The organism is Pseudomonas sp. JAI115 (assembly GCF_014200835.1).
Classification (GTDB): Bacteria; Pseudomonadota; Gammaproteobacteria; order Pseudomonadales; family Pseudomonadaceae; genus Aquipseudomonas; species Aquipseudomonas putida_A.
In genome coordinates this window covers 148109-172146 of the sequence record NZ_JACHCY010000001.1, presented here as the reverse complement: position 1 = coordinate 172146, position 24038 = coordinate 148109, and the positions used below count along the sequence as shown (strand labels likewise).

General features: G+C 59.6%; 15 protein-coding genes and 1 pseudogene. 9 read left to right on the top strand and 7 right to left on the bottom strand.

Annotation, left to right across the window (positions count from 1 at the left end; genetic code table 11):
• Positions 1-56 precede the first annotated feature (56 nt).
• The 3 genes from HDC30_RS00725 to HDC30_RS00715 all read right to left on the bottom strand — a co-directional run bounded on the left by HDC30_RS00725 (position 57) and on the right by HDC30_RS00715 (position 4422).
• Positions 57-1727 (bottom strand): ATP-binding protein, encoded by a 1671-nt coding sequence (locus tag HDC30_RS00725; protein WP_183779953.1) that lies wholly within the window; start codon positions 1725-1727, stop codon positions 57-59.
• Positions 1724-3226: an ATPase domain-containing protein gene (locus HDC30_RS00720; RefSeq protein WP_183779950.1), complete on the bottom strand. Its 1503-nt coding sequence runs from the start codon at positions 3224-3226 to the stop codon at positions 1724-1726. Before HDC30_RS00720 ends, HDC30_RS00725 begins: the two co-directional genes overlap by 4 nt.
• A 140-nt stretch (positions 3227-3366) precedes the next feature.
• Positions 3367-4422, bottom strand: coding sequence for a tetratricopeptide repeat protein (locus HDC30_RS00715; protein ID WP_183779946.1), 1056 nt, complete (start codon positions 4420-4422; stop codon positions 3367-3369).
• Between the two features lie 172 nt (positions 4423-4594).
• Between HDC30_RS00715 and HDC30_RS00710 the strand changes: the two genes are divergently transcribed.
• The 3 genes from HDC30_RS00710 to HDC30_RS00700 are packed head-to-tail and all read left to right on the top strand — an operon-like array spanning position 4595 to position 7905.
• Complete coding sequence (locus HDC30_RS00710; RefSeq protein WP_183781285.1) at positions 4595-6730, top strand: FUSC family protein; 2136 nt, start codon at positions 4595-4597, stop codon at positions 6728-6730.
• A complete protein-coding gene (locus HDC30_RS00705; protein ID WP_027612752.1) occupies positions 6720-6920 on the top strand; it encodes a DUF1656 domain-containing protein in 201 nt (66 codons plus the stop codon). The genes HDC30_RS00710 and HDC30_RS00705 overlap by 11 nt, the downstream gene beginning before the upstream one ends.
• Before the next feature lie 4 nt (positions 6921-6924).
• Complete coding sequence (locus HDC30_RS00700) at positions 6925-7905, top strand: HlyD family secretion protein (RefSeq protein WP_027612753.1); 981 nt, start codon at positions 6925-6927, stop codon at positions 7903-7905.
• 58 nt (positions 7906-7963) lie between these two features.
• Here HDC30_RS00700 and HDC30_RS00695 read toward each other — a convergent pair whose 3' ends face one another.
• Genes HDC30_RS00695 through mexE form a run of 3 tightly spaced genes read right to left on the bottom strand, consistent with a single transcriptional unit; the run spans position 7964 to position 13842 of the window.
• Positions 7964-9385 carry an efflux transporter outer membrane subunit gene (locus HDC30_RS00695; RefSeq protein WP_027612754.1) on the bottom strand — a complete coding sequence of 474 codons (1422 nt, stop codon included), beginning with the start codon at positions 9383-9385 and terminating at the stop codon, positions 7964-7966.
• A complete protein-coding gene (locus tag HDC30_RS00690; protein ID WP_183779943.1) occupies positions 9385-12573 on the bottom strand; it encodes an efflux RND transporter permease subunit in 3189 nt (1062 codons plus the stop codon). The genes HDC30_RS00695 and HDC30_RS00690 overlap by 1 nt, the downstream gene beginning before the upstream one ends.
• 15 nt (positions 12574-12588) lie before the next feature.
• Positions 12589-13842 (bottom strand): multidrug efflux RND transporter periplasmic adaptor subunit MexE, encoded by a 1254-nt coding sequence (gene mexE, locus HDC30_RS00685; RefSeq protein ID WP_027612756.1) that lies wholly within the window; start codon positions 13840-13842, stop codon positions 12589-12591.
• 295 nt (positions 13843-14137) lie between these two features.
• Here mexE and HDC30_RS00680 point away from each other — a divergent pair, with 295 nt between their 5' ends.
• The 3 genes from HDC30_RS00680 (at position 14138) to HDC30_RS00670 (ending at position 18299) form a co-directional block, all read left to right on the top strand.
• Positions 14138-15544, top strand: coding sequence for an McrB family protein (locus HDC30_RS00680; protein ID WP_049827894.1), 1407 nt, complete (start codon positions 14138-14140; stop codon positions 15542-15544).
• A gap of 2 nt (positions 15545-15546) precedes the next feature.
• Positions 15547-16875 (top strand): hypothetical protein, encoded by a 1329-nt coding sequence (locus HDC30_RS00675; RefSeq protein WP_183779940.1) that lies wholly within the window; start codon positions 15547-15549, stop codon positions 16873-16875.
• 245 nt (positions 16876-17120) lie between these two features.
• A complete protein-coding gene (locus HDC30_RS00670; RefSeq protein WP_183779937.1) occupies positions 17121-18299 on the top strand; it encodes a sugar transporter in 1179 nt (392 codons plus the stop codon).
• Between the two features lie 16 nt (positions 18300-18315).
• Here HDC30_RS00670 and HDC30_RS00665 read toward each other — a convergent pair whose 3' ends face one another.
• Complete coding sequence (locus HDC30_RS00665) at positions 18316-19245, bottom strand: LysR family transcriptional regulator (RefSeq protein ID WP_007963542.1); 930 nt, start codon at positions 19243-19245, stop codon at positions 18316-18318.
• A 269-nt stretch (positions 19246-19514) separates the two neighbouring features.
• On the opposite strand from HDC30_RS00665, the gene HDC30_RS00660 reads away from it, so the two are divergent.
• The 3 genes and pseudogenes from HDC30_RS00660 to HDC30_RS00650 all read left to right on the top strand — a co-directional run bounded on the left by HDC30_RS00660 (position 19515) and on the right by HDC30_RS00650 (position 24005).
• On the top strand, positions 19515-20537 hold the full coding sequence (locus HDC30_RS00660) for a zinc-dependent alcohol dehydrogenase family protein (RefSeq protein WP_027612770.1): 1023 nt from the start codon (positions 19515-19517) through the stop codon (positions 20535-20537).
• A gap of 549 nt (positions 20538-21086) precedes the next feature.
• On the top strand, positions 21087-22556 hold the full coding sequence (locus tag HDC30_RS00655; RefSeq protein WP_183779934.1) for a hypothetical protein: 1470 nt from the start codon (positions 21087-21089) through the stop codon (positions 22554-22556).
• A gap of 48 nt (positions 22557-22604) precedes the next feature.
• Positions 22605-24005, top strand: a pseudogene (locus tag HDC30_RS00650) (PLP-dependent aminotransferase family protein).
• Positions 24006-24038: the final 33 nt, after the last annotated feature.

The following is a 24038-nucleotide window of genomic DNA, read 5'->3' as shown; positions in this document are numbered from 1 at the left end:
AAAAACAAGATCAAAAGATCGCAGCCTGCGGCAGCTCCTACAGTCGTTTTGGGGGATCAGTTCTGGATCATCTCGCGGACCTTGGCGGTCAGCAGATCGAAGGTGAACGGCTTGGTGATCATCTGCATGCCCGGGTCGAGGAAACCACCGCGCACTGCCGCGTGCTCGGCATACCCAGTGATGAATAACACCTTCAGCCCCGGCCGATACTGCCGGCCGATTTCCGCCAGTTGCCGGCCGTTCATGCCTGGCAGGCCGACGTCACTGATCAGCAGGTCGATGCGCTGCGTCGAGTTGAGGATCGGCACGGCGCCGTCGGCATCGCCGGCTTCGACGAACGCATAACCCAGCTCACTGAGCACCGCGCTGACCAGTACGCGCACGGCGGGGTCGTCCTCGACGATCAACACGGTTTCACCATCCATTGCTTCCGGGGCCTGCTGAATATCGGACACCGGATGCTCCAGCTCTTCACCGCGAAAACGCGGCAGGTACAGTTTGACCGTGGTGCCCTGATCGATTTCGCTGTCGATCGAGACGTGACCACGGGACTGCTTGCTGAAGCCGTAAATCATCGACAGACCCAGCCCGGTGCCCTGGCCGATCGGCTTGGTGGTGAAGAACGGATCGAACGCGCGGCTGACCACGCTCTGCGCCATGCCACTGCCGTTATCGGTGACGCTGAGCATCACATAGTCGCCGGGTTCCAGGTTCGGGTAGGCCTCGGTGAATTCCGGCTTAAGCACCTGATTGCTGGTTTCGACCACCAGTTTGCCGCCCTCGGGCATTGCATCGCGGGCGTTGAGTACCAGGTTGAGCAGGGCGCTTTCCAGTTGATTGGGATCCGCTTCGGCGATCCACAACTGGTCGTTGAGGCGCATCTCCAGCTGGATACTTTCGTTGAGGCTGCGCTGCAGCAGCTCGCCCATCGACAGTACCAGTGTGTTCATCTGCACGGCTTTGGAGTCCAGCGATTGCCGGCGGGAAAACGCCAGCAAACGGTGGGTCAGGCCGGCCGCGCGGTTGGCTGAAGTGACACCGAGATCGATCAGGCTGTCGAGGTCATCAAGGCGTCCGCGAGCCAGCCGCCGGCGCAGCAGTTCAAGGCTGCCGATAATCCCGGTGAGCATGTTGTTGAAGTCGTGAGCGATGCCGCCGGTCAACTGACCGACCGCTTCCATTTTCTGTGACTGGCGCAGGGCTTCTTCGTTGTGGCGCAGTTGCGCGGTGCGTTCCTCGACCTGTTGCTCAAGGGTTTCCAGGGTCGATTGCAGTCGGCGTTCGCTTTCACTCAAATCGATCAGGCGGTCGCGGGCTTCGTACTGTCGTCGTCGCCCGCGCAGGGCGGTGGAGACCAGACTGACCAGGGTCGCCGGATGAAACGGGCGCTCAAGGAACGTGACGTTGCCCAGCAGTTTGCTCAGACGCGAGGAGGGGCCCGGTTCCGGGCCGCCATGGTGGGTCAGCAAGACGATCGGCAGATCCGACCAGGCCGGCTGTTGTTCCAGAAAATGCAGAAGATTTTCCAGCTCGGGGCCGCGCAGGGCTTCGGTGGCAATCAACAAGAGTCCGGCGCCAGGCTCCAGTTCTGCGCACAGTGCACCCAGATCCGGGGTGATGACGCCGCCGTAACCGGCCTCATTGAGGATCATCAGCGCCACTTGGCTGTCCCGACCCATGGGCGCCAGGATCAGCGCCCGTTCCGGCAGTGATACGGAGGCTGTCACAAGGTTTCTTCCCGCAACAGCGGATTACTCGCGCCGAGGTAAGTCGGCACGCCACGCAGCACGCCCTGGAACGCTTCCAGCGGTTCGCCGATGGTCATGCCCTGGCCCGAAATGCGGTATTCACGAATGGTCGACTCGTGGCTGCCGGTACGTTTCTTGATGATGGAAATGGCTCGGCGAACTTTGCCGATGGCTTCGAAGTAGCGCAGCAGGATCACCGTGTCGGCCAGGTAAGTGATGTCGACCGGCGCCTGCATGTCGCCGACCAGGCCATGCTGGGCAACGGTCATGAAGGTTGCCGCGCCTTTGCGGTTGAGGTACAGCAGCAGCTCGTGCATGTGCAGCACCAGCGCGTTTTCTTCCGGCATCGCGGCCTGATAGCCGTTGATGCTGTCGATCACCACGGTCTTGATATTGCCTTCATCTACGCAGCGACGCACCCGATGCGAGAACTCGCCGGGGGACAGCTCGGCGGCATCCACTTGATCGATCAGCAGGTTGCCGGTGGCTTGCAAGGCCTTGAGGTCGATGCCGATATTTTTCATGCGCTCGAACAGCAAGCCCAGCTCTTCATCAAAAATGAACAGCGCCGCTTTTTCGCCGCGTGCTACGGCAGCGGCGGCGAAGATCATCGAAATCAGCGATTTGCCGGTACCGGCCGGGCCAAGAATCAGCGTGCTGGAGCCGGTTTCGACCCCGCCGCCGAGCAGGGCGTCCATTTCTTTGATGCCGCTGGTCAATTGCAGGCGCGGGTAGTCGCTGCGGTGTTCGGCGGCGACCAGTCGTGGGAACACATGGACGCCGTCGCCCATGATGGTGAAGTCGTGGTAACCGCCACGGTATTTCTGGCCGCGATACTTGACGATGCGCACGCGGCGGCGCTCGGCACCGTAATTTGGCGTCAGTTCTTCGAGGCGGATCACCCCGTGGGCGACGCTGTGCACGGTCTTGTCGAGAGACTCGGTGGTCAGGTCGTCAAGCAGCAGGACGGTGGCGTCGTAACGCACGAAGTAATGTTTGATCGCCAGAATCTGCCGGCGGTAGCGCAGCGAACTCTGCGCCAGCAGGCGGATCTCCGACAGGCTGTCGAGCACCACGCGGGTCGGCTTGAAGCGCTCGACCACTTCGAAAATCTGCTTGGTGGCTTCGCCCAGTTCAAGGTCGGACGAGTACAGCAGGCTTTGCTGATGCTCGGCGTTGAGCAGGCTTTCGGGTGGCGTCAGCTCGAAGATTTCAATGTTCTCGTTCAGCTCCCAGCCGTGGGAGGCCGCGCCTTGACGCAATTCACGCTCGGTTTCCGACAGCGTGATGTACAGACAGCGTTCGCCGGCACGGGCGCCCGCCATCAGGAAATGCAACGCGACGGTGGTTTTGCCTGTACCGGGTTCACCCTCGAGCAAAAACACATGCCCTCGGGACAGACCACCGGCGAGGATGTCATCCAGGCCAATGATGCCGGTGGCGGCTTTTGCACTGATCAACTCGTTGGACGTAGACAAAGAATGCCCTCTCATGACTAGGGGAATCGAGGCAGCAGGCTGTATCAGCCGTTGTGCTCTACCTGATTACTTGACCGCTGCCAGTCATGACGGTTCCGAGGTTTCGATATCAAAATGTCATTGAATCAGCGGGTAAAGGCTCAGAGTCCCTGCTGTAACGCCGGGTCATCAGGGTTCATCTGCTCCAGTTGCGCGAGCAGAATCTGCACGTTCTGCAACTGGCCGCTTTCCTTCCAGTAATTGATCAGCAGCACTCGCGCCTTGCGGTCGGCGGGGTGACGCTGGACGACTTCCTGCAACTGCTTTTGCGCCGCTTCCAGTTCTTCGGCGGCGTGCAGGGTGGTGGCGAGGTCGTAGCGGTAATCCTTGTTGTCCGGCTCCAGCTCCACCGCTTTGGACAAGCCGAGCAGGGCGAATTCGCGCTGGCCGTGGTGCAATAGCCACAGCCCGAGCGCGTGTTGCAGGTAGGCGGAATCCGGTTGCGCCTGCAACTGTTTGGCGAGCAACTGGCGGGCGGCGTCGCTCTGACCCTGGCGGTCGAGGACATCGATCTGCATCACCAGTGCCGGCAGGTTGCCCGGTTCCAGCCGCAGGGTGTTGTCCAGCGCTTGTTGGGCCTGTTTGAGTTCGGCGTTGTGCAGATACAGGCGCGCCAGTTGTGCATAGGTGGCGGCGCTTTCCGGCTGACCCTTGAGCGTTTGTTCCCAGCCATCGATCGCTTGCTGCAGCGGGGCGAAATACAGACCGAGTTCATCCGGCGTCAGGCCGAGCAGGGCGTTGATCGCAGCGAACCGTACGTTTTGGTCTTCATCCTCGAGCATCGGCCCGAGCAGCAGACTGCGTTGCCCGCCGGGCACCAGTCCGACCACACTTTGAATCGCCGCCAGCCGCACTTCGGGGGCTTCATTCTGCAGGTGGGCGTCGGCCAGTTTCAGCGCTTGCGGGCTCGGATAGTTGGGCAGCTCGGCCAGCAGCCAGACACTGCGTTTGACCGACAGGTCCGGGCGACCCAATTGCTGATACAACTGCCGCGCGGCTCCCGGCTGACCGGAACGGGCGGCCGTCAGGGCTTCGCTGTAGCCGCGCTTGATCGCTTCCGGCACCACCGGGGCGGTGGAGCGCAGGGATAACCAGGCAATGACGACGAGCAGCACAAGGCCAAGGCTGATAAGCAGGTAGCGGCGGGACTGAGGCATGCAGATTTCCGTGAACTGGCGTTCTATAGCAGAGGGGCAAGCTTCGACCAGCGAGGGCCGTGAGTCAAACCCCGTGCATGCGAATCGCCCTACAACATCTGTCGATTCAGTTACCCATCAGGCATTCGATGCAGAGTCTACGCTTGCAGGAGTCGCTTCGATGAGAGCCCCCATGCAAGCCCTGCGCAATTATTTTCATGTCGTGATCCATCCCGGTCAGGCTGTCCTGCTGTTCGCCCTGCGCACCATTGCCGCCGGGCTGTTGACGCTGTATCTGGCGTTTTTGTTCGATCTCGACCAACCCAAGTGGTCGATCATGGCCGTCGTGATTGTCAGCCAGCCGTTGGCCGGCATGGCGCTGGCGCGTAGTTTCGGTCAAGTGATTGGCACAACGCTGGGTGCTGCGGTGGCGGTGTTGATCATGGCGATATTCCCGCAGGCACCGCTTCCGTTCATCACAACGCTGGCACTGTGGCTGGCGCTCTGCACCGCGGGCGGCACGTTGCTGCGCTATACCAGTTCTCAGGCGTTTGTGCTCAGTGGTTATACCGCCGTGGTGGTGGCATTGCTGGCCATTCCCGACCAGGATGGCACCTTTCTGCTGGCTGTCACCCGCGTTACCGAAACCTTGCTGGCCGTAGCGTGCGTCTGCGTGGTCAGCCTGCTCACTGCGCGTCCAGAAGCAGTTGCCAAAGGTTACTTCGCCAAGGTCGATCAGGTGATCAAACTGGCTGCCAGTCACTCCGCTGCGGTGATTCGAACAGAAGAAAGTGAAGCCGACTTTCAGCGCCGTCAGATGCAGTTGCTCAGCGAAATCAGCGCGCTCGAAGGGTTGCGCCGCCATCTGTATTTCGATGCCCCACGGTTGCGCGGTGCCGACAATCTGGTGCTGCTGTTGGGTAATCAACTGATGTTGCTGACCTCGCGTTTGACTGCATTACGTCATCAGCGCGAATTGCTCACCGAACGTTGGGAGGGCGATCTTCCTCTGGACGTACAGCGCTTGCGTGCAGAAGAGCTCGCACTTCTCGACCAGTTGGCGCAGCTGGGCCGAGCGCTGCCCGCCGAGCGGCGGCATCAATTCATCACGCTGCAGCAGCAGTTTGAAGCCTTGGCGTATGAGGCCGAACAACTGACCGAAGACATGAGCGCTATCCTGCGCTCGCTGGCGTGGGCGTTACGCTGGGAGCAGGCGCGGCTGTTGCAGCAACTGGAGCAGATTCTGGAGTTGAGTGATGCCATTCAGGAAGGGCGCGAAGCCAGTTGTCTGTATCGCGGTCAGGCCAGCCCGTTGCATCTGGATTTCACACTGGCTTCAATGAACGCCATCCGCGCCTTTACCGCATTACTGGTAGCCGGGTTGATCTGGATCGAAACCGCCTGGGATGGCGCGCGGGGCGGGATGATTCTGGTGGGGATTCTCTGTTCGCTGATGGCGACATTCCCGCGGCCACTGATGGCCGCGCAGAGTTACGCGCGTGGGTTGGGACTGGCACTGGTGGTCTCGGCGTTCTATCAATTCATGCTGGTGCCGACCATCAGTGATTTCGAGCCATTGGCGTTGATGCTGGCACCGCTGCTGTACGTGATCGCTGTCGGTTTGGCGAGCCCGACGACCGCGGGCATTGGTATGGGCCTGGGGTTGTCGAGTTTCCTCCTGCTCGGCCCACAGAATGTCGGCACCGGGCAGAACACTGCAATTCAATGGTTCGAATTCGCCGGCGCCTATGTCAGCGCGGCGATGCTCGCTTTGATGGTCTACGCATGGATTTTCCCGTTCCGTCCGGCATTGCGTCTCCGCCGCTTTTATAACGAGGCGCGTGAGCAGGTTTATGAACTGACCAAAAAACCGGCCACCGATGAACAGCAATTCGCTTTCGAAAGCCGTATGGTCGACCGACTGACCAGCATGCTTGGCTTGCTGCCGGCCGTGAGCGAGCGCGCCATGCAGCAGCTCTATGAAATCAGTCTGGCGTGCGTCGCATTGGGCGTAGCAATGCATCAACTCCGGCAGCAGGCACAGAACAATGCACTGCTGACGGACGCGTTCAGCCAGCAATTGGCTTCGGCGCTGCGCAAGACCGGCCGTTTTGTGGCCGGGCGCCAGGACGTGCAATTGCAAGCGTTGTTGACCTCGCTCCAGCTATTGGGTGATGAGCTGGACGAGTTGCACGTCGCCAGCCACGAACATTTGTGGTCGGTGTTTCGCATGCGCGTGGCGCTGTTGATCGTCGTGTCTTTCCTGAAACGCCACGGCGAATACCTGCAACGTAAAGTCTCGGAAGGAGAACCGGCCCTTGCCCATTGATTTCGAAATGGGTGGCGTTTATCTGCCACCCATTGCCCAGGCCCTATTGCTGGCGATACCGATATTTATGCTCCTGGACTGGTGTTTGCGACGTCTGGGTGTGTTGCGACTGGTCTGGCACGAGGCGCTGTTTGAGGGCGCCTTGTATGCATGCGTTTGTGCCTCGCTGATTTTGCTGATGGGAGCCTGATGCCTTGAAAGTGTTACTCGCTCGAACAACGACATTAGCGGTGGTGTTGCTGGCCATCGTGCTTGGCTGGTTTGCCTGGGAGCATTACACCCGTGCGCCCTGGACGCGGGATGCGCGGGTGAGGGCGGATGTGGTGACGCTATCAGCCGATGTTTCCGGGCGTATCGTCAGCCTCGTGGTGCAGGACAACCAGCATGTCGACAAGGGGCAATTGCTCATGGAGATCGATCCGGCGCGCTATAGCCTGGCAGTCGAGCATGCGCGGCGTTCGGTCGAGGTGGCGAAGGCGACGCTGGGGCAATCACAGGCATCCATCGTCGCCAGTGAAGCGCTGCTCAAACAACGCCAGAGCGAAGAGCGGCGCCGGCGTACGCTCAAGCAGGGTTTTGCAATTTCCGGGGAAGAATGGGAGAAGTCCAATACCGATGTGGCGGTGGCTCAGGCTGATCTGTTGCGCAATCAGGCCAATCTCGGGCTGGCCGAGGCCAATGTGCAATTGGCGATTGCTGCACTGACTCAGGCGGAACTGGACTTGCAGCGTACTCGTGTCGAATCGCCGGTCAGCGGTTACGTCACTAATCTGCTGACCCGACAGGGTGATTACGCGGTTGCGGGTGGTGCACTGCTGGCACTGGTCGACAGCGATTCGTTCTACGTCAGCGGTTACTTTGAAGAGACCAAATTGCCGCGAATCGAGGAGGGGGACCGCGTGCGCGTGCAGTTGATGAGCGGAGAAACCTTTGGTGGCACGGTCCAGAGCATCGCCTTTGCCATCGCCGACCGGGAAAACGCCACGGGTGGCCGACTGCTGGCCAATATCAATCCGAGTTACACCTGGGTGAAGCTGGCGCAGCGGGTGCCGGTGCGCATCGGCATTGATGGTGACTATGCCGGCAAGAATCGATTAAGGGCCGGTACGACAGCCACTGTCACTGTTCTGGAAGCGCAAAACCATCAGGCCAAAAAAAGCCCCGCGACCGAATGATACGCGGGGCAAAAAAATTGGTTGGTTGCGGCCAACCAAAGGAGCTCTTTAACAACTATTACTTACTGGCGACGGTTTCCGGCTGCCAGCCACCACCCAAGGCCTTGTAGATCGCGACGATGCCGCGATACAGATCAACTTCGGCCTGTGCCTGGCTGTCTTCGGCATTCAGGCGTTCGCGCTGAGCATCGAGCAGTACGAGGAAGTCGGTGGTGCCTTCGCGGTAGCGGATTTCCGCCAGATCGGCAGCCTTGCGGCTCGATTCACTCTGACGAATCAGCGAGATCAGCCGTTGCTGACGCTTGCCGTAATCGCTGAAGGCGTTTTCCGATTCTTCCAGCGCCAGCAACACCTGTTGCTCGTAGGTGGCGAGTGCGCCTTCGGCGTCGGCATCGGCGCCGCGCAGACGCGCGCGCACGCTGCCCAGATCGAACGCCGCCCAGGTGATGCTCGGGCCGAGTGCCCAGGCGTTGGCCGCCGAGGAGCCGATCTGCGAACCACGCCCAGCCGTCCAGCCGAGGAACCCGCTGAGGCTGACCCGTGGAAACAGATCAGCCTTCGCCACACCGATTCGCGCGGTGGCCGAGGCCAGTTTGCGTTCGGCGCTGAGGATGTCCGGCCGGCGTTGCAGCAGTTCACCCGGATCGCCGATCGGCAGGGCCTTGGCAATCGCCGGCAAGTCTTTCGGGCTCAGATCCACGGTCAGTTTGTCGGGACGTTCACCCAGCAGGGTCGCGATGCGGTTTTTCTGCCGAACCTGTTCCGCCTGCAATTGCGGCACGCTGGCTTCGACCGAGGCCAGACGCGCATCGGCACGTTCGACGTCGAGCTGATCGCCCACGCCGGCGTCACGCAGGCTGATGGTGATCTTGCGCGACTCCTGCTGGTTTTCCAGGTTGGCCACGGCGATCTTCTCGCGCAATTGCGCACCGCGCAGTTGACCGTAGGCGTCCACCAGTTCGGCAATCATGGTGACTTGCAGTTGGTACAGATCGGCTTCGGCCGCCTGCTGGTCTGCGTCGCTGGCTTCCAGATTGCGCTGGATGCGCCCGAACAGATCGAGTTCCCAGGCCATGTCCAGGCCCAGATCGTAGCGTTCGCTGTTGACCCGTTTGGTGGTCTGGCCGGGGATTTGCCCCTTGGCCAGATCACTGCTCGCACGGCTGGTGATGGTCGGCATCGCATCGTTGCTGACGTCGTCGCGGATCGCCCGGGCGGCTTTCCAACGGGCGAACGCCACGCGCAGTTCACGGTTGCCTTGCAGCGATTGCGTCACCAACTGGTTGAGGGTCGGGTCGTCGAATTGCTGCCACCAGATGCCTTCGAATTTCGAACGGTCAAAGTTCTTTTGCCCGGCGGCGCCGTCGGTGGCGGTCGTGATGTTGGCCGCCTCCGTCGCCGGGGTCTTGTAGTCAGGGCCGACGGCGCAGGCGCTCAATGCCAGCACCAGCAGACTCGGCAGGAAGACTTTCAGACTCATTATTGCGCCTCCAGTGGCTTTTGAAGAGCTTGCGCCTTGGCCGCTTTGCGGGCTTCGCCACGCTCGACGAAATTACGGATCAACACGTAGAACACTGGCGTCAGCAACAGACCGAAGAAGGTTACCCCGAGCATCCCGGAGAACACCGCCACACCCATCGCGTGACGCATCTCGGCACCGGCACCGCTGGAGAACACCAGTGGCACCACACCCATGATGAACGCGAAGGAGGTCATCAGGATCGGCCGCAGACGCAGACGGCAGGCTTCCAGTACCGCAGCCAACGGATCGAGACCTTCCAGCTGTTTATCCTTGGCGAATTCGACGATCAGAATCGCGTTCTTGCACGCCAGGCCCACCAGTACGATCAGGCCGATCTGGGTGAAGATGTTGTTGTCGCCGCCGGAGACAATCACCCCGGTGATGGCCGACAGCAGGGTCATCGGTACGATCAGGATCACCGCCAGTGGCAGGCTCCAGCTTTCGTACTGCGCCGCGAGCACCAGGAACGCCAGCAATACGCAGAGCGGGAACACGAACAGCGCGGTGTTACCGGACAGAATCTGCTGGTAGGTCAGGTCGGTCCACTCGTAGGTCATGCCGTTCGGCAATTCATCCTTGAGCAGTTTCTCGATGGCTTTTTCGGCCTGGCCGGAGCTGTAGCCGGGGGCTGCCGCACCGTTGATTTCCGCAGTGATGAAGCCGTTGTAGTGCATCACGCGATCCGGGCCCGAGGTGTCGCTGACCTTGATGAAGGTCGCCAGCGGGATCATTTCGCCCTTGTTGTTGCGTACTTTCAGCTGGCCGATCTGGTCGGATTCGAGGCGGAACTGTTGCTCAGCCTGAACGTTGACCTGATAGGTGCGTCCGAAACGGTTGAAGTCGTTGGCATACAGCGAACCCAGGTAAATCTGCAGGGTGTCGAAGATGTCGCTGACGGCCACGCCGTGGGTCTTGGCTTTTTCGCGGTCGATGGCGGCATCGACCTGGGGTACGTTCACGGTGTAGCTGGTGAACAGCCCCGCAAGCTCAGGCACGCTGTGGCTCTTGGTGATGATGTTCATCGTCTCTTTGTACAGCTCGTCGTAGCCCAGGTTGCCCCGGTCTTCGATTTGCAGACGGAAACCGCCAATGGTGCCCAGACCTTGTACCGGCGGAGGCGGGAAGATCGCCATGTACGCTTCCTGAATGTTCGCGTACTGACCGTTCAAGGCTCCGGCGATTGCACCGGCGGACATGCTCGGGTCTTTACGTTCGTCGAACGGTTTCAGGGTCACGAACACGATGCCGGCGTTCGGGCTGTTGGTGAAGCCGTTGATCGACAGGCCCGGGAACGCTACGGCGCTTTCCACGCCCGGCTGTTTCAGCGCCAGGTCGGACATGCGCTTGATCACGTCTTCGGTGCGATCCAGGCTCGCGGCGTCCGGCAGTTGCGCGAAGGCCACCAGGTATTGCTTGTCCTGGCCAGGTACGAAACCGGTCGGCGTGCTGGAGAAACCGAAGAACGTCAGCACCATCAGGCCTGCGTACAGGAAGAGGGCGATGCCGCTGCCACGGATGACTCGGCGCACTGTACCGACGTAACCGTGACTGGCCTTTTCAAAGAAGCGGTTGAACGGACGGAACAACCAGCCACCAAAGATCTTGTCGAGCACTTTGGAGAAGCGGTCTTTCGGCGCGTCATGACTTTTCAGCAGCACAGCGGCCAGCGCTGGCGACAGGGTCAGCGAGTTGAACGCGGAGATCACGGTCGATATCGCAATGGTCAACGCAAACTGCTTGTAGAACTGCCCGGTGAGGCCGGAGATGAACGCCGCCGGAACGAACACCGCACACAGCACCAGTGCCGTCGCGATGATCGGGCCGGTCACTTCACCCATGGCCTTTTTGGTCGCATCGAACGGGTTGAGCCCCAGTTCAATATTACGCTCGACGTTCTCCACCACAACGATGGCGTCGTCGACTACGATACCGATCGCCAGTACCAGGCCGAACAGAGAAAGGGCGTTGAGCGAGAAGCCGAACAGGTGCATGACTGCAAACGTACCGATCAACGATACCGGCACCGCCACCAATGGAATGATCGAGGCGCGCCAGGTCTGCAGGAACAGGATCACCACCAGCACCACGAGGATCAATGCTTCGAAGAGGGTGTGAACCACCGCCTCGATCGAGCCGCGTACGAAGATCGTCGGGTCATAGACGATGCTGTAGTCCATGCCTTGCGGGAAGCCTTTCTTCAGCTCTTCCATCTTGCCGCGAACTTCGTTCGAGATATCGATGGCGTTGGAGCCTGGACGCTGGAAGATCGGGATCGCTACAGCGGGCTGGTTGTTCAGCAGCGAACGCAGGGCGTACTGGCTGGAACCCAGCTCGACGCGCGCGATGTCCTTCAGACGAGTGATTTCACCGTTATCGCCTGCGCGAATGATGATGTTCTCGAACTCTTCTTCAGTGACCAGACGGCCCTGAGTGTTGACCGACAGCTGGAAGCTCTGGGCATTCGGGGCAGGGGGCGCACCGAGTTGACCGGCAGCGACCTGACGGTTCTGCTCACGAATCGCGGTCACCACGTCGGTGGCGGTCAGATTGCGCGAAGCAGTCTTGTTCGGATCGAGCCAGACCCGCAGCGAGTAGTCGCCCATACCGAACAGCTGCACGTCACCGACACCACCCAGACGCGCCAGCTCATCCTTGATGTTGAGGATCGCGTAGTTGGACAGGTAGAGCATGTCGTAACGTTTGTCCGGCGAGGTCAAGTGCACAACCATGGTCAGGTCGGGCGAGGCCTTGTCGACGGTGATACCGATGCGCGTCACTTCTTCGGGAAGTTTCGGCTCGGTCCGGGTCACCCGGTTCTGCACCTGCACCTGCGCGTTGTCCAGGTCGGTGCCCAGAGCGAAGGTGATGGTCAGGGTGATCTTGCCGTCGGCGGTGGACTGCGAGGACATGTACAGCATGTTCTCGACGCCGGTGATGGCTTGCTCCAGCGGAGCGGCCACGGTTTCACCGATGACTTTGGGGTTGGCGCCCGGGAAGTTGGCACGCACCACCACGGTCGGTGGCACGACTTCCGGGTATTCGCTGATCGGCAGCTGGAACAGCGAGATCGCACCGGCGATCAGGATCAACAGCGAGAGCACCGCTGCGAAGATCGGCCGTGAAATGAAGAATTGGGAAAAATTCATCGGAGTTGTCGTCCCTTAACCGCGTGGGGTCGTAGCGGCCAGCTTCACAGCCGTACCCTGTGCACCTTTGGCGGGTGCGACTTTGGGCAGGTTGCTGGCTTCCAGCGCTTGACGTTGTTGAGCCAGAGCGGCAATGGTCTGCTCGCTGGCCATCGGGATCACTTCAGGCGTCACCGGCGAACCCGGACGCACCCGTTGCAGACCCTTGACGATGATCGTGTCGTCCTTGTTCAGACCTGTGCGCACAATGCGCAGGCCTTCGATCTTCGGCCCCAGTTCGACGGCGCGGTAAGCGGTCTTGTTGTCCGCATCCATCACCAGCACAAACTTCTTGCCGAGGTCGGTACCGACCGCTTCGTCGTTGATCAGCATGGCGTTGTAGGTGCCGCTGCCGACCAGTTTCAGACGTGCATACAGGCCAGGGGTGTAGGTGCCGTCGCTGTTGTCGAACACCGCACGACCACGGATGGTGCCGGTTTTCGGGTTGACCTGGTTGTCGACGAAGTTCATCTGACCGAGGTGCGGATTGCCGTCCTCATTGGACAGGCCCATGTACACCGGGGTGGTGGCGCCACGTTGGCCGTTGCGGGCGAGCTGGGTGTATTTGAGGAACACACGCTCGTCGGCGTCGAAGTAGGCGTAGACCTTGTCGGTGGAGACCACGCTAGTCAGCGGGGTGGTGTCGGCAGTCACCAGGTTACCGGCGGTGATCTCGGCACGGCTGACGCGACCGCTGATGGGCGCGGTGACGCGGGTGAAGCTCAGGTTCAGCTTGGCCAGGTCCAGTTGCGCCTGCAGGGCGCCGACGGCGGCGCGGGCTTCCTGGGCGGCGCTGGTGCGCGAGTCGGCCAGCTCAGCGGAAATCGCGTTGCTCGCACGCAGACGTTCGCCACGCCCGGCTTCGTTTTCACTGCGAGTGGCATTGGCGCGGGCCTGGGCTACCAAGGCTTCGAGGCGGCGCACCTCAGCCTGGAAAGGACGCGGATCGATCTGGAACAGCAGGTCACCTTTCTTGACCAGCGCACCTTCGGTGAACGCCACCTCGTCGATCTGGCCAGAGACCCGAGGACGAATTTCAACAGTTTCCGGCGCTTCGAGGCGCCCGGTGAATTCGTCCCACTCGTTGACCGGTTGTTCCAGCACCTTGGCCACGCTGACTTTGGCAGCGGGCAGGGTGGCGGCAGTCTCCGGAGTCTTGCCGCAAGCGCTCATCACCAGCACGGCCAGCATGGCCAAGGGGAAGCGCAAATGTTTGAGTGACTGTTCCATGGAATCATCCGCCAATGTATTGAAGATGGGCGGATGATGCTCGGCAGGCTGTGATGGCACGAATCGAATGAAGCAAAGGTAACTATCATTCGGAATGATATAAGACCGATTCGAGCCCTCTAGCATGCACCTTTCGTTAGGGTGCTATCAATTGGTTTGATGACAAATGTTTGTTGCGTCGAGTGCAAAGGTCGCTTGGCCAAGTAAAAGCGGTATTCCATTTGAATAGTGGCTTTATGATGCTATTTTTCGCGAACTTTATTCTGTTTCATTGGCTCAAGGAGAAAGAGCACTCATGGTTGAGCATCAGTTGATCCTTTTCGGCCCGCCCGGCACCAGCAAGAGCCATCGGGCCCGGACAACAAAGGCCAGGGTTCTGGGCGTTAACAGTACCCAGATCGTTCCTGTGGCCTTCCACCCGGATTACAGTTATGGCGAGTTTGTCGCGCGGTTGATGCCAAGAACCCGGGAAAACCAGATCGAGTATCGCGTGCATGCCGGGCCATTACTGCGGGCGCTGGCACTGTCATACAGTCATCAGCCTCAGGAAGATAACGCTCAGGAAGCGCAGAACGTACTGCTGCTGGTCGATGAGATCAACCGTGGTAATTGCGCGGAAATTTTTGGCGATGTGTTTCAGTTGCTTGATCGTGATGACGAGGGTTGGTCCAGCTACGCGATCAGTGTTTCCGATCTGGTGATCGATGCCCTTGAGGCCGAGCTCGCGCTGCTTGGCCACATCAGCCCTTTTCCCGATCTGAATCGGCGACTGGCCGATGCGCTGAAGCAGCGTCAGTTATGCCTGCCACCTAACCTGTTCATGATCGGCACCATGAATACCAGCGACGAATCGGTGTTTTTCATGGATTCGGCGTTCAAGCGGCGCTGGCATTTCGAGTTTTGTGCGGAAGCGTTTAACGATGAGGTGCCGACCAGCCAGAGCAAGGCGTTGATGCCATCAACTCATCATTTGACCTGGGAGACATTCGTCACAGCGCTCAACCAGTTCATTCGTGATCGGTGCACAGCCCCGAGGCTCGATGACAAGCTGGTCGGGCCATGGTTTATCAAGGCCAGGCGGGAGCCTGACAAAACCCTGGCTGAAGTTTATCCGGGCGAATTGGCCAGACTCGTCGCCACTACCAGCATGATCGGAGATCCCGCCAGCGGTGTTAAACAAAGCAGGGCATTCGATGATGACCTGTTGGAATTGGCGACCAAAATGTCCAAAGCCAACCGCAAGCGACTGCTCGATGAGGGAGGGCATGAACCAGACGCCGAGCTCAAGTTCAAGCGAATCCGCTCTAATTCGGGCCACGCCAATCAATACTATTGCTCAAAGACCTCTCCCAAGAAGTTCAAGTCGGACACCAAGGGTCTCATTATCGAGGATTACCTGGAGCAGCTCGCCAAGTTCAAATTGCGCTTCGAAGTCCACCATATTCAGCGCGCCGATATCGTCGGCAAGTTGTTCCTGTATCTGTGGGACAACGTCTTTGATCGTGACCGAACCCCCCTGTGTTCGCTGCTTGAAATCGAACCGCGTGAGCTGCGCACCTTCGGTCAGTTTGCCAAACGCGCCGATGAATTTATTACTTGTCTGTGCCCGCCTCCTGATATTCACGAACTGCTGAGCGCCGCGTTTGCTGATGCCGCATTCAACTCGGAAGATGACGGACTGACGACATCCGGCGAGGCCTGATAATGCAGCTCGACGAAATCGAACGAGTAGAAAGCGACGGCGAGGTGGGACTGGTTCGTGAAGCGGATGGGCGTTACCTGTTGAAGGTGCCCTATGGCATGGGGGCAATGAGCGGTGCAGAAGCGTTGTCGCTGCTTTACCGGTGTTTCGTGGTATTTCGCCGGACACGACGCGAGCCTGAGGTGCTGACGGCCCGTGATGGCGTCGAGGCCCACGGCAAGGGCAAGGAGCGTGTTGGCGACGGACTTGCATTTCACGATGCGCTGGCGCTGGACGAGTTGTTCGACCGCGTCGACCCACGCAGTCTGCTTTCAATGTGTGAGCGCCGCGGTCGCAGTGTCGACGACCCCTATCGCCGTTTTGATCGACATCTGCATCGTGCGCTGTTTGATCAACGGGGCGCTGCTTACTTTGAGTCGGTCGCGCAGGATCGTCGGGTCGGTCAGTTTGGCAAGGCGGATATCGTAGGCCTCTATTGTTTTTTGGCAGTGGATTTCTATCGGGGTTTTCTGCAGGTAGATCCTCGATGTGCCTGGGGCAGCTTCGTGGGTGAAGGCGAAGCGCTGGCGCAAGACTTCCAGCATCGTTACCTCAGCGCTGAGGACTCGCTCTATTTTGGCAATGTCCAGTCGCGTCAGCGCAGCCTGAGCCATCTGCGGCACCTGCTGCAGAGTATCGACCGCTGTGCGGCCCCGCGCGACGCTCACTATTATCAGTTGCACGATGCTCTGAAGCGCTACCTGCATGCGGGTACACAAAGCGACCTGGACACGGGACTGATATGGGGCGTGGAAAAGTTCTGGGCTGTCTGGGAGTCAGTCTGTCTTTGTCATGGATTGAGCGAAGGCGAGGGAGGGCTGGAACGCTTCCAGACGTGCGACGACCAGCATCTGCCTCACGGGATAGCCAGCACGGCTATACAGTCTCGCTGGCAACAGCAGCGTCGAAAGATTTTTGCGCGCAACCACATCAAACGGCGCCCTGATCTGGTGAGGCAGGACGGTAAAAACTGGACGGTAGTGGATTTCAAATACTATGAGCGGGCGACTTTCCAGCGCCCCAAGTGGAGCAAGAATGCAGAAATCGCCAAGGAGGAGCGAGACTTTCTGAATCTGGAAGCCTACGGGCTACTGCTGCATAACCATCTGGCCAAAGAGGGATTGAGCGAGCACAAGGTAGGACTGGAAATGTGGTTGCCGGGCGAGCGAGAGGCATGGTTCGAGTTCGTTGGCGAACCGGCATGGGATCCGCCTCTGCGAATGCGAACGCTGGTGACGACCGAGTTGATCAAGGCATATGCCGATCGATACGAGTCCTCGGCAAGGCCCTGATTCCGTCACTGTGGGCGCTCTTGTTCTTTCGCCATGGCCGCACGCTACGCAGGCCTTTTGCTGCTCAATGAAACGGCAGATTGATTCATCAAGCCGACTGGACCAGATTAGTGTGGCCTGGCTCACTGATGGTGCGTCCCCTGAACGTCGACACATTCGGCAATCGGTATCAAGACACCGACAGATGGGCACAGATCGCTTGCGTACAATTACGCGCGATCATCAAAGAGTAATACGACGTTTAAATGAGTGATTCTACGGCGACAAACAACGGCAACTGGTACGCAGTCATTGCCTTGGCACTGGCTGCGTTCGTGTTCAACACCACCGAGTTCGTCCCGGTCGGTCTGTTGAGTTCGATTGGCAGCAGCTTCGACATGTCGACCGCGCAGGTCGGCCTCATGTTGACCATCTATGCGTGGGTGGTGTCTTTGACGTCGCTGCCGATCATGCTGCTGACGCGCAACGTCGAGCGGCGGAAATTGCTGATTGTGCTGTTCGGGATGTTTATCGCCAGTCACATTCTGTCGAGTCTGGCGACCAGCTTCGGTGTACTGCTGGTGAGCCGGATCGGTGTGGCGTTGTCGCATGCGTTGTTCTGGTCGATCACCGCGTCTCTGGCCGTGCGCCTGGCACCGCCGGGCAAACAGGTTCAGGCCTTGGGCTTGCTGGCAACCGGTACTTCGCTGGCGATGGTGCTGGGGATTCCCCTCGGCCGCTTGCTGGGCGAGGCCATGGGCTGGCGCACCACGTTCATGGTGATTGCAGGCTTTGCCGCGGCGCTGGTGTTCTGCCTGGCGAAGGTACTGCCGCTGCTGCCCAGCCAGAACTCAGGCTCGCTCAAGAGTCTGCCGATATTGCTCAAGCGACCGGCGCTGGTGGCCGTCTATGTTCTGACGGCTCTGGTGGTGACGGCACAGTTCACCGCTTACAGCTACATCGAACCGTTCGTACTGACCGTGGCCAACATGAGCGGCGATGTGGTGACACTCCTGCTGTTGTTATTCGGCGGCGCCGGTATTTTCGGCTCTCTGCTGTTCAGTTACCTGCACAGCTATAACCCACAGCGCTTTCTGATCATCTGCGTATCGGTGCTCGCCTTGTGCCTGGCTTTGCTGTTGCCGTTGAGCGGCAACGTCTCCTACCTCGGCGTGCTGAGTGTGTTCTGGGGTATGGCGATCATGGGCTTCGGGCTGGCGTTACAGTCCAAAGTCCTGGTACTGGCGCCGGACGCCACCGATGTGGCGATGGCGCTGTTTTCAGGCATCTACAACATCGGTATCGGCGGCGGGGCACTGGTGGGCAGTTGGGTGGGCAGCCAGTTTGGTTTTGCTTACATCGGGGTGGTGGGCGGAATGCTGGCGGCGGCAGCGCTGGCGTTTTACTGCCTGTCGATTTATCGCAACAGCCGGGCTGGGGCTTGAGTCGCTGGCTGCCTGGTTAATGCGCAGGCAGCTCGAGACTGTCCGGATCGCCAAAGAACATCTGAATCCGCGACCGCAACCAACGCTCCCCCGGATCGTTATCCTGCGACCCACGCCACGCCATATGCAGTTCGAACGTGCGCGTCGGCAACGGTGGATCCTCCGCCCGCACGCCGCCGGCAGCCGTCAGCGCATCCGCGGTGTAGTCCGGCACGGTCGCAACAATGTCAGTGCCGGCGAGCAACGTACTCAAGCCATTGAACTGCGGCACGGCCAGCACCACGTGGCGCTTGCGCCCGAGTTTCTCCAGCTCTTCATCAATAAAGCCACTGAGGTCACCGGCGAACGACACCAGTGCATGCGGACGCGCGCAGTAGTCATCCAGACTAAGCGGGCCGGGCACGGTGTCGGCGCGCAGCAGTTTCGGCTGGCTGCGGCGCAGCACCTTGCGCTTGGCGTTGGCCGGCAGGTCGGTGGTGTAGCTGACGCCGATGGAGATTTCGCCGGAGGCCAGCAGGCCCGGCATCAATATGTAGTTGACTCGGCGCACGACGAGGACGATGCCCGGTGCTTCGGCGCGCAGGCGTTTGAGCAGCATCGGCAGCAGGGCGAATTCGACGTCGTCGGACAGGCCGATGCGAAATACCGAAGTGCTGGTGGCGGGGTCGAATTCCGCCGCGCGGCTGACAGCCGTTGAAATCGAGTCGAGCGCCGGGGAGAGCAGGGCGAAGATTTCCACCGCGCGGGCGGACGGTTCCATGCTGCGTCCGGTGCGCACGAACAACGGGTCATCGAACAGGCTGCGCAGGCGCGAGAGCGCCGCACTGATCGCCGGCTGGCCTAGAAACAGCTTCTCGGCGGCGCGGGTCACGCTGCGTTCGTGCATCAATGTTTCGAATACGATCAACAGGTTCAGGTCGACACGACGCAGGTCATTACGATTCATCTGGAGTCCTGGCAGAGTCATCAAGCTTGACGAGAGCGACCATATGAGAACAATGGCCGGCATGAATATTACGGGGAAAGGCTGGTACTCTGCACCGCTAAATTCAGCTTTACCGGGCCGGTGGCGGCATTTTTTCATCAATTTTGCCAATGCCGTTCATACTGCGGAATCAATGACAGGCATGTCGACTATTAATAGCCACTGATAGTCTTGGGTCAAAAGCCCAGATAGAGTTCAGGGCATTAGAGGTTACTTTGACGAGGTTTGCGATGTCCCGCACGATCCGTTTTCACAAGTTTGGTCCGGCCGAGGTGCTCAAATGCGAAGAGCATGCGGCCGCTCAGCCAGGTCCTGGCGAAGTGCAGGTGCGTGTCGAGGCAATCGGCATCAGCTGGTACGACATTCTCTGGCGTCAGAACCTGGCCTCGTCCCAGGCACGCCTGCCGTCCGGTCTCGGCCATGAAATGGCCGGTGTGGTCACCGCCGTCGGTGACGGTGTGGACGATCTGTCGGTCGGCGACAAGGTGGCCAGTTTCCCGGCCGAAAGCCCGAACGATTACCCGGTGTATGGCGAGCAGATCGTGCTGCCACGTACCGCGCTGACCCGTTATCCGGATGTGCTCAGCCCGGTTGAGGCCAGCGTGCATTACACGCCGTTGTTGATCGCCTACTTCGCCTATGCGGATCTGGCGCGGGTCAAACCAGGGCAGTTTGCCTTGGTCACTGATGCCAGCCATTGCGCCGGTCCGTCCTTTGTCCAGTTGGGCAAGGCCATGGGCGTGCGGGTGATTGCCGCGACGAAAACCGCTGATGAGCGTGAGTACCTGCTGTCGCTGGGTGCCGAGAAAGTCATCGTCACCGAGGAAGAAGACTTGTTGATGCGAATCAACAAGATCACCGACAACCGTGGCGTCGATGTGGTGTTCGACGGTCTTGGCGGCCCGCAGATGTCGTTGCTCGGCGATGTCCTCGCACCGCGTGGCAGCCTGGTCCTGTATGGTCTTCAGGGTGGCAACCAGACACCATTTCCGGCCTGTGCGGCGTTCCAGAAAAACATCCAGTTCTTTGTGCACTGCATCGGTAATTTCACCGGTAAACCCGAGTTGGGCATTGTTCAGGATCAAGTCGCCTTGCAACGTGCCCTGCGTGATATCAATCAGCTGACGGCGGACCGTGTGCTGCTGCCACTCAAGACCCGGGTCTTCCCGTTCAACGAGTTCGTCGAAGCACATCGCTACATGGACGAATGCCCATGCCGCGAACGGGTCGCCCTGCAGGTCGAACCCGCGTAACTCCTTCCGAACAGAGTCCGTGGCCCCACGGACTCTTGCGTTTTTACCTCTCGCAAATAATCAGACAGACCAAGCATGGTGCGTGGCCGGTTGTGCATCTGAACCGGTTTTTGTCTGCCATCTGTATCTTCTATTCGCCATATAAGCCCTGATAATTGAATGATTACTTTCATCTCAAGGAATGAGCCATGTCTGTGCATTCTGTTTTTCATTTCGCGTTTAACGTTTCCCCTCGTGGGCGATATAGCGGTTTTTGTTTAATGACTGTAGGGCATTTCCTATTGTTGTTCTGCTTTTGTTGTACTCAATGTTCGTGGGACGCTGTAAGAAGTTTCCTCAGATATTTCACGATCAGAAAAAAACTCAATGCTGACAGTGGTTTACGATGTCTGAGGCGGTGGGATTGCTGACTTCCTTGCGTCAAGTGTTTCAAATAACTTCAAAATCATAAGTGTTAGTATTTGATCGTCTATTACTTATTGATGAATTTATTGCGCCAGCGTCATCGCTGATGCGCGATATGAATTTTTTATGCCGGGTAAAGTACTGATGAGCACGATCCATGATCAGGCAATGAACTATGTCTACCAGCAAGTATTGCAACGCCTGCTGAGTTTCTTTTCCAGAGCCGAGCGCACAGCGCTGCAGTTGCTGATGCAGCGTCTGGTGGTCGCCGCCGGCGGAATGGAGCGCATGGGTGAATACAAGGTCATGGTGACGCCATCCGGTACCCGTGACAGTTGCTACATGCTGGCGCTGCTGCGCGCCGCCCAGTTGAGTATTGCCGGCCGCGCCCCCGCCACGTTCCAGTTACGTGTGGCCACCTTGCGCCGCAGCGAATCGGGGACGGCGGCGCTGAACAACATGCACCGCAGCTTCGCTGCCTTGTTTCTGTATGACGACCCCCGTGTCGAGTTGCTCATGGTGGAACATCGACAAGTGTTGCCGTTCAACCATCTGGCGCCACTCGGAATGGACAGCGCGGACGCCCATCGCACCAATCTGCTGATGATGGGGCATCGACGTGCCAGGGGCGAGAAGCTTGAGTGGCGGGACGACGCCTGCCTGGCCTGGGCCGAATTTTACGGCCAGATTGCTCGCTGGAGTAACGGCGTGGATGCCTGGCTGGCCAGCGAATCGCCGCGTCGTCAGAAGCAGTTTGTCGAAGACCTGGACCGGGCTGTGCAGAAGGCCGGTATCGGGGCGCTGACGCCGAATTCCGGGACGTTCGATGAGCTGTTCGCTTTGCTGGACGGATTGGGAGGGGATTTGTATCGCGGTTTTTACTCCGAATCGGAGCGGCAATGCTGGCGTCCCGAGGGTGGCTTCGAGTCATGTCGTCGCACGACATTTGTCGACATTCATGACATGGCGGTCGGCAATCTTGAAGAACGCTGGCCGCTACTGAGCGAGTTTCTGGGGTTCGAGGCAGAGGAATGGGTGTTTCACCAGGGTGAGGGCGAATACGCCGACCCTTTGATCGAGGCCCATTTACGCGGCCTGGAAGCCGAGTTCCTCAGCGATCGCAGCTATGAAGCGGGGTTTTCGGAACACGTCCAGCGCATGCTGGCGAACATGCAGCTGCAGCGGGTGCCGGAACCGGTCTGCGAGCAGATGATCGCAAGACTGGGGCAACGGCAGACTACGGAAGAACTGCGCGAAGCGGCGTCGAGCTGGCTGCACCAGACTTACGGTCTGAACGAAGCACAATGGGTCTGCCTGCTGTTCACGCCGTTCATCGAGCGTGGAGCCGGGCTCGAGCGGTTCCTGCGCAGCTGTCATCCCGGCATGTTGGTGGCGCTGCCTGATTTGCATCGGGCCATGCAGGGGCTGCACGGCCCGGAGCAGGTAATGCAGTGGATGATGGACGTCAGCGGTTTACCGGTTCGGCTCATCGGCCACCTCTACGCCATGGAACCCTTGCCTGCGCACGGTGCGGCCCGGCAAACACTGGAGACCGCACTCGACGCGGCAGGCCTCGATGGCTCCGGCGTGGGTGACCGGTCAGTGGAACGATGAAGTGAGCGAGCGATCCTTGGGCGCACCAACGGTTATGGTGTCCGTCTCATGAAGGCTGCACGGGAATCCGGTTTCGCCTACCAGGCAGTCTATCGATACCTGATGCGCTTGATGGCCGAGTCGGCTTGCGATGGCAATTCAAGGCTGCCATCGCTGCGTCAGTTGGCAGATCGCTTGAACGTGTCGATCTCGACCATTCAATACGCTTACTCGTTGCTCGAAAAGGAAGGGCGGATCTATTCAGTGGCCAAGTCCGGGTATTACGCCAGGGCGGTTTCGGGGGGGACGCCACCTGCCATGAGCAATGATCTGCTCGAAACGCTCTATGTCAACGCGCGGCACCCGGGTATGCGTTTGTTGAATGCTGATGATCCGGTTTCGCTGCAATCACTGGACAGTCCATTGCTGTTGTTGGAGCGTGAGCTGCTGCGCCAGTATCCCCGCCAGCCGCCGTTGCTCGACCAGCCTTGTGGTGAACTGGAATTACGCGCCGTCCTGGCGGCCCGCTATACCACCTCGCCAAAGCAGTGCTGGCACGCCGAGGATGTTTACATCGGCGCGGATATGCGCGGGGTGCTGGAGATCCTGGTGGCCGTTCTGCAGCTCAGGCACACAACCATTCTGGTCGAGTCGCCCTGTGACTGGGTGATACTGCGGTTGCTGCAGGCGGCTGAGGTGCGTGTAATCGAACTGCCGTTGCAGGCCTGTGGCGGGCTGGAGCTGCAGCGGCTGGAAACACTGCTCAAGACCGAAGACGTGCGGCTGATTCTGCTGTCCTCGGGCCTGTGCATGCCGCGCGGTACACAGGTTCCAGCGGATAACCGCAACGTGATCGCCGGCCTGCTTGGCGAGCACGGCACCTGGGTGCTGGAAAACGACTGCTACGGTGAACTGGGCGAGGCAACGGGCGTCGAGCGTCTGCGTGATCAACTGGACCCTGACCGACTGCTGGTCTTCTCCACGTTCGAGAAATTCATCGGTATCGAAGCGCCTTACGGGTACGTGTTGTCGCGCCAATGGAAGCACGAAATGCAGCGGCATTTTCTGATGCGCTCGTTCCGGTTGTCGCCCGTTCGCCAGAAAGCCATTGCCCGGCTGTAAGGAAACGGTCGGGTCGATCAACATCTGCACGTACTTCGCCGGCGCCTCAAGGAACGCCGTACGCCAATGATCGACTTGTTGCGCGAACGTCTGGGCGAAGCGCTGCAGGTTGTCGAGCCACAAGGTGGGGCGACGGTCTGGGTGCGGGCACGGCGGCCGGTGGACATGCGCGATGTGTTTCAGCGCCTGCTCAGGCAACAGGTGTTGATTGCGCCGGGCGAACTGTTCAGCTTGCAGGGATTGCACCGTCGGCATCTGCGCCTGAACCTGCTGGATCACGGTGAGAGCGGCTTGGGCGGAGCGCTCGAGAGGTTGGGAGAGGCGTTGCGCTTGGCGCCGCTGGAATGAACGTTGAAATCTGTCGGATAGATCCCGTCGCGC

Excerpts from the sequence above, each read along its gene's own strand:
- HDC30_RS00715 (WP_183779946.1), bottom strand. The coding sequence starts at position 4,422 with ATGCCTCAGTCCCGCCGCTACCTGCTTATCAGCCTTGGCCTTGTGCTG.
- HDC30_RS00710 (WP_183781285.1), top strand. The coding sequence starts at position 4,595 with ATGCAAGCCCTGCGCAATTATTTTCATGTCGTGATCCATCCCGGTCAG.
- HDC30_RS00695 (WP_027612754.1), bottom strand. The coding sequence starts at position 9,385 with ATGAGTCTGAAAGTCTTCCTGCCGAGTCTGCTGGTGCTGGCATTGAGC.
- HDC30_RS00690 (WP_183779943.1), bottom strand. The coding sequence starts at position 12,573 with ATGAATTTTTCCCAATTCTTCATTTCACGGCCGATCTTCGCAGCGGTG.
- mexE (WP_027612756.1), bottom strand. The coding sequence starts at position 13,842 with ATGGAACAGTCACTCAAACATTTGCGCTTCCCCTTGGCCATGCTGGCC.
- HDC30_RS00680 (WP_049827894.1), top strand. The coding sequence starts at position 14,138 with ATGGTTGAGCATCAGTTGATCCTTTTCGGCCCGCCCGGCACCAGCAAG.
- HDC30_RS00675 (WP_183779940.1), top strand. The coding sequence starts at position 15,547 with ATGCAGCTCGACGAAATCGAACGAGTAGAAAGCGACGGCGAGGTGGGA.
- HDC30_RS00670 (WP_183779937.1), top strand. The coding sequence starts at position 17,121 with ATGAGTGATTCTACGGCGACAAACAACGGCAACTGGTACGCAGTCATT.
- HDC30_RS00665 (WP_007963542.1), bottom strand. The coding sequence starts at position 19,245 with ATGAATCGTAATGACCTGCGTCGTGTCGACCTGAACCTGTTGATCGTA.
- HDC30_RS00660 (WP_027612770.1), top strand. The coding sequence starts at position 19,515 with ATGTCCCGCACGATCCGTTTTCACAAGTTTGGTCCGGCCGAGGTGCTC.
- HDC30_RS00655 (WP_183779934.1), top strand. The coding sequence starts at position 21,087 with ATGAGCACGATCCATGATCAGGCAATGAACTATGTCTACCAGCAAGTA.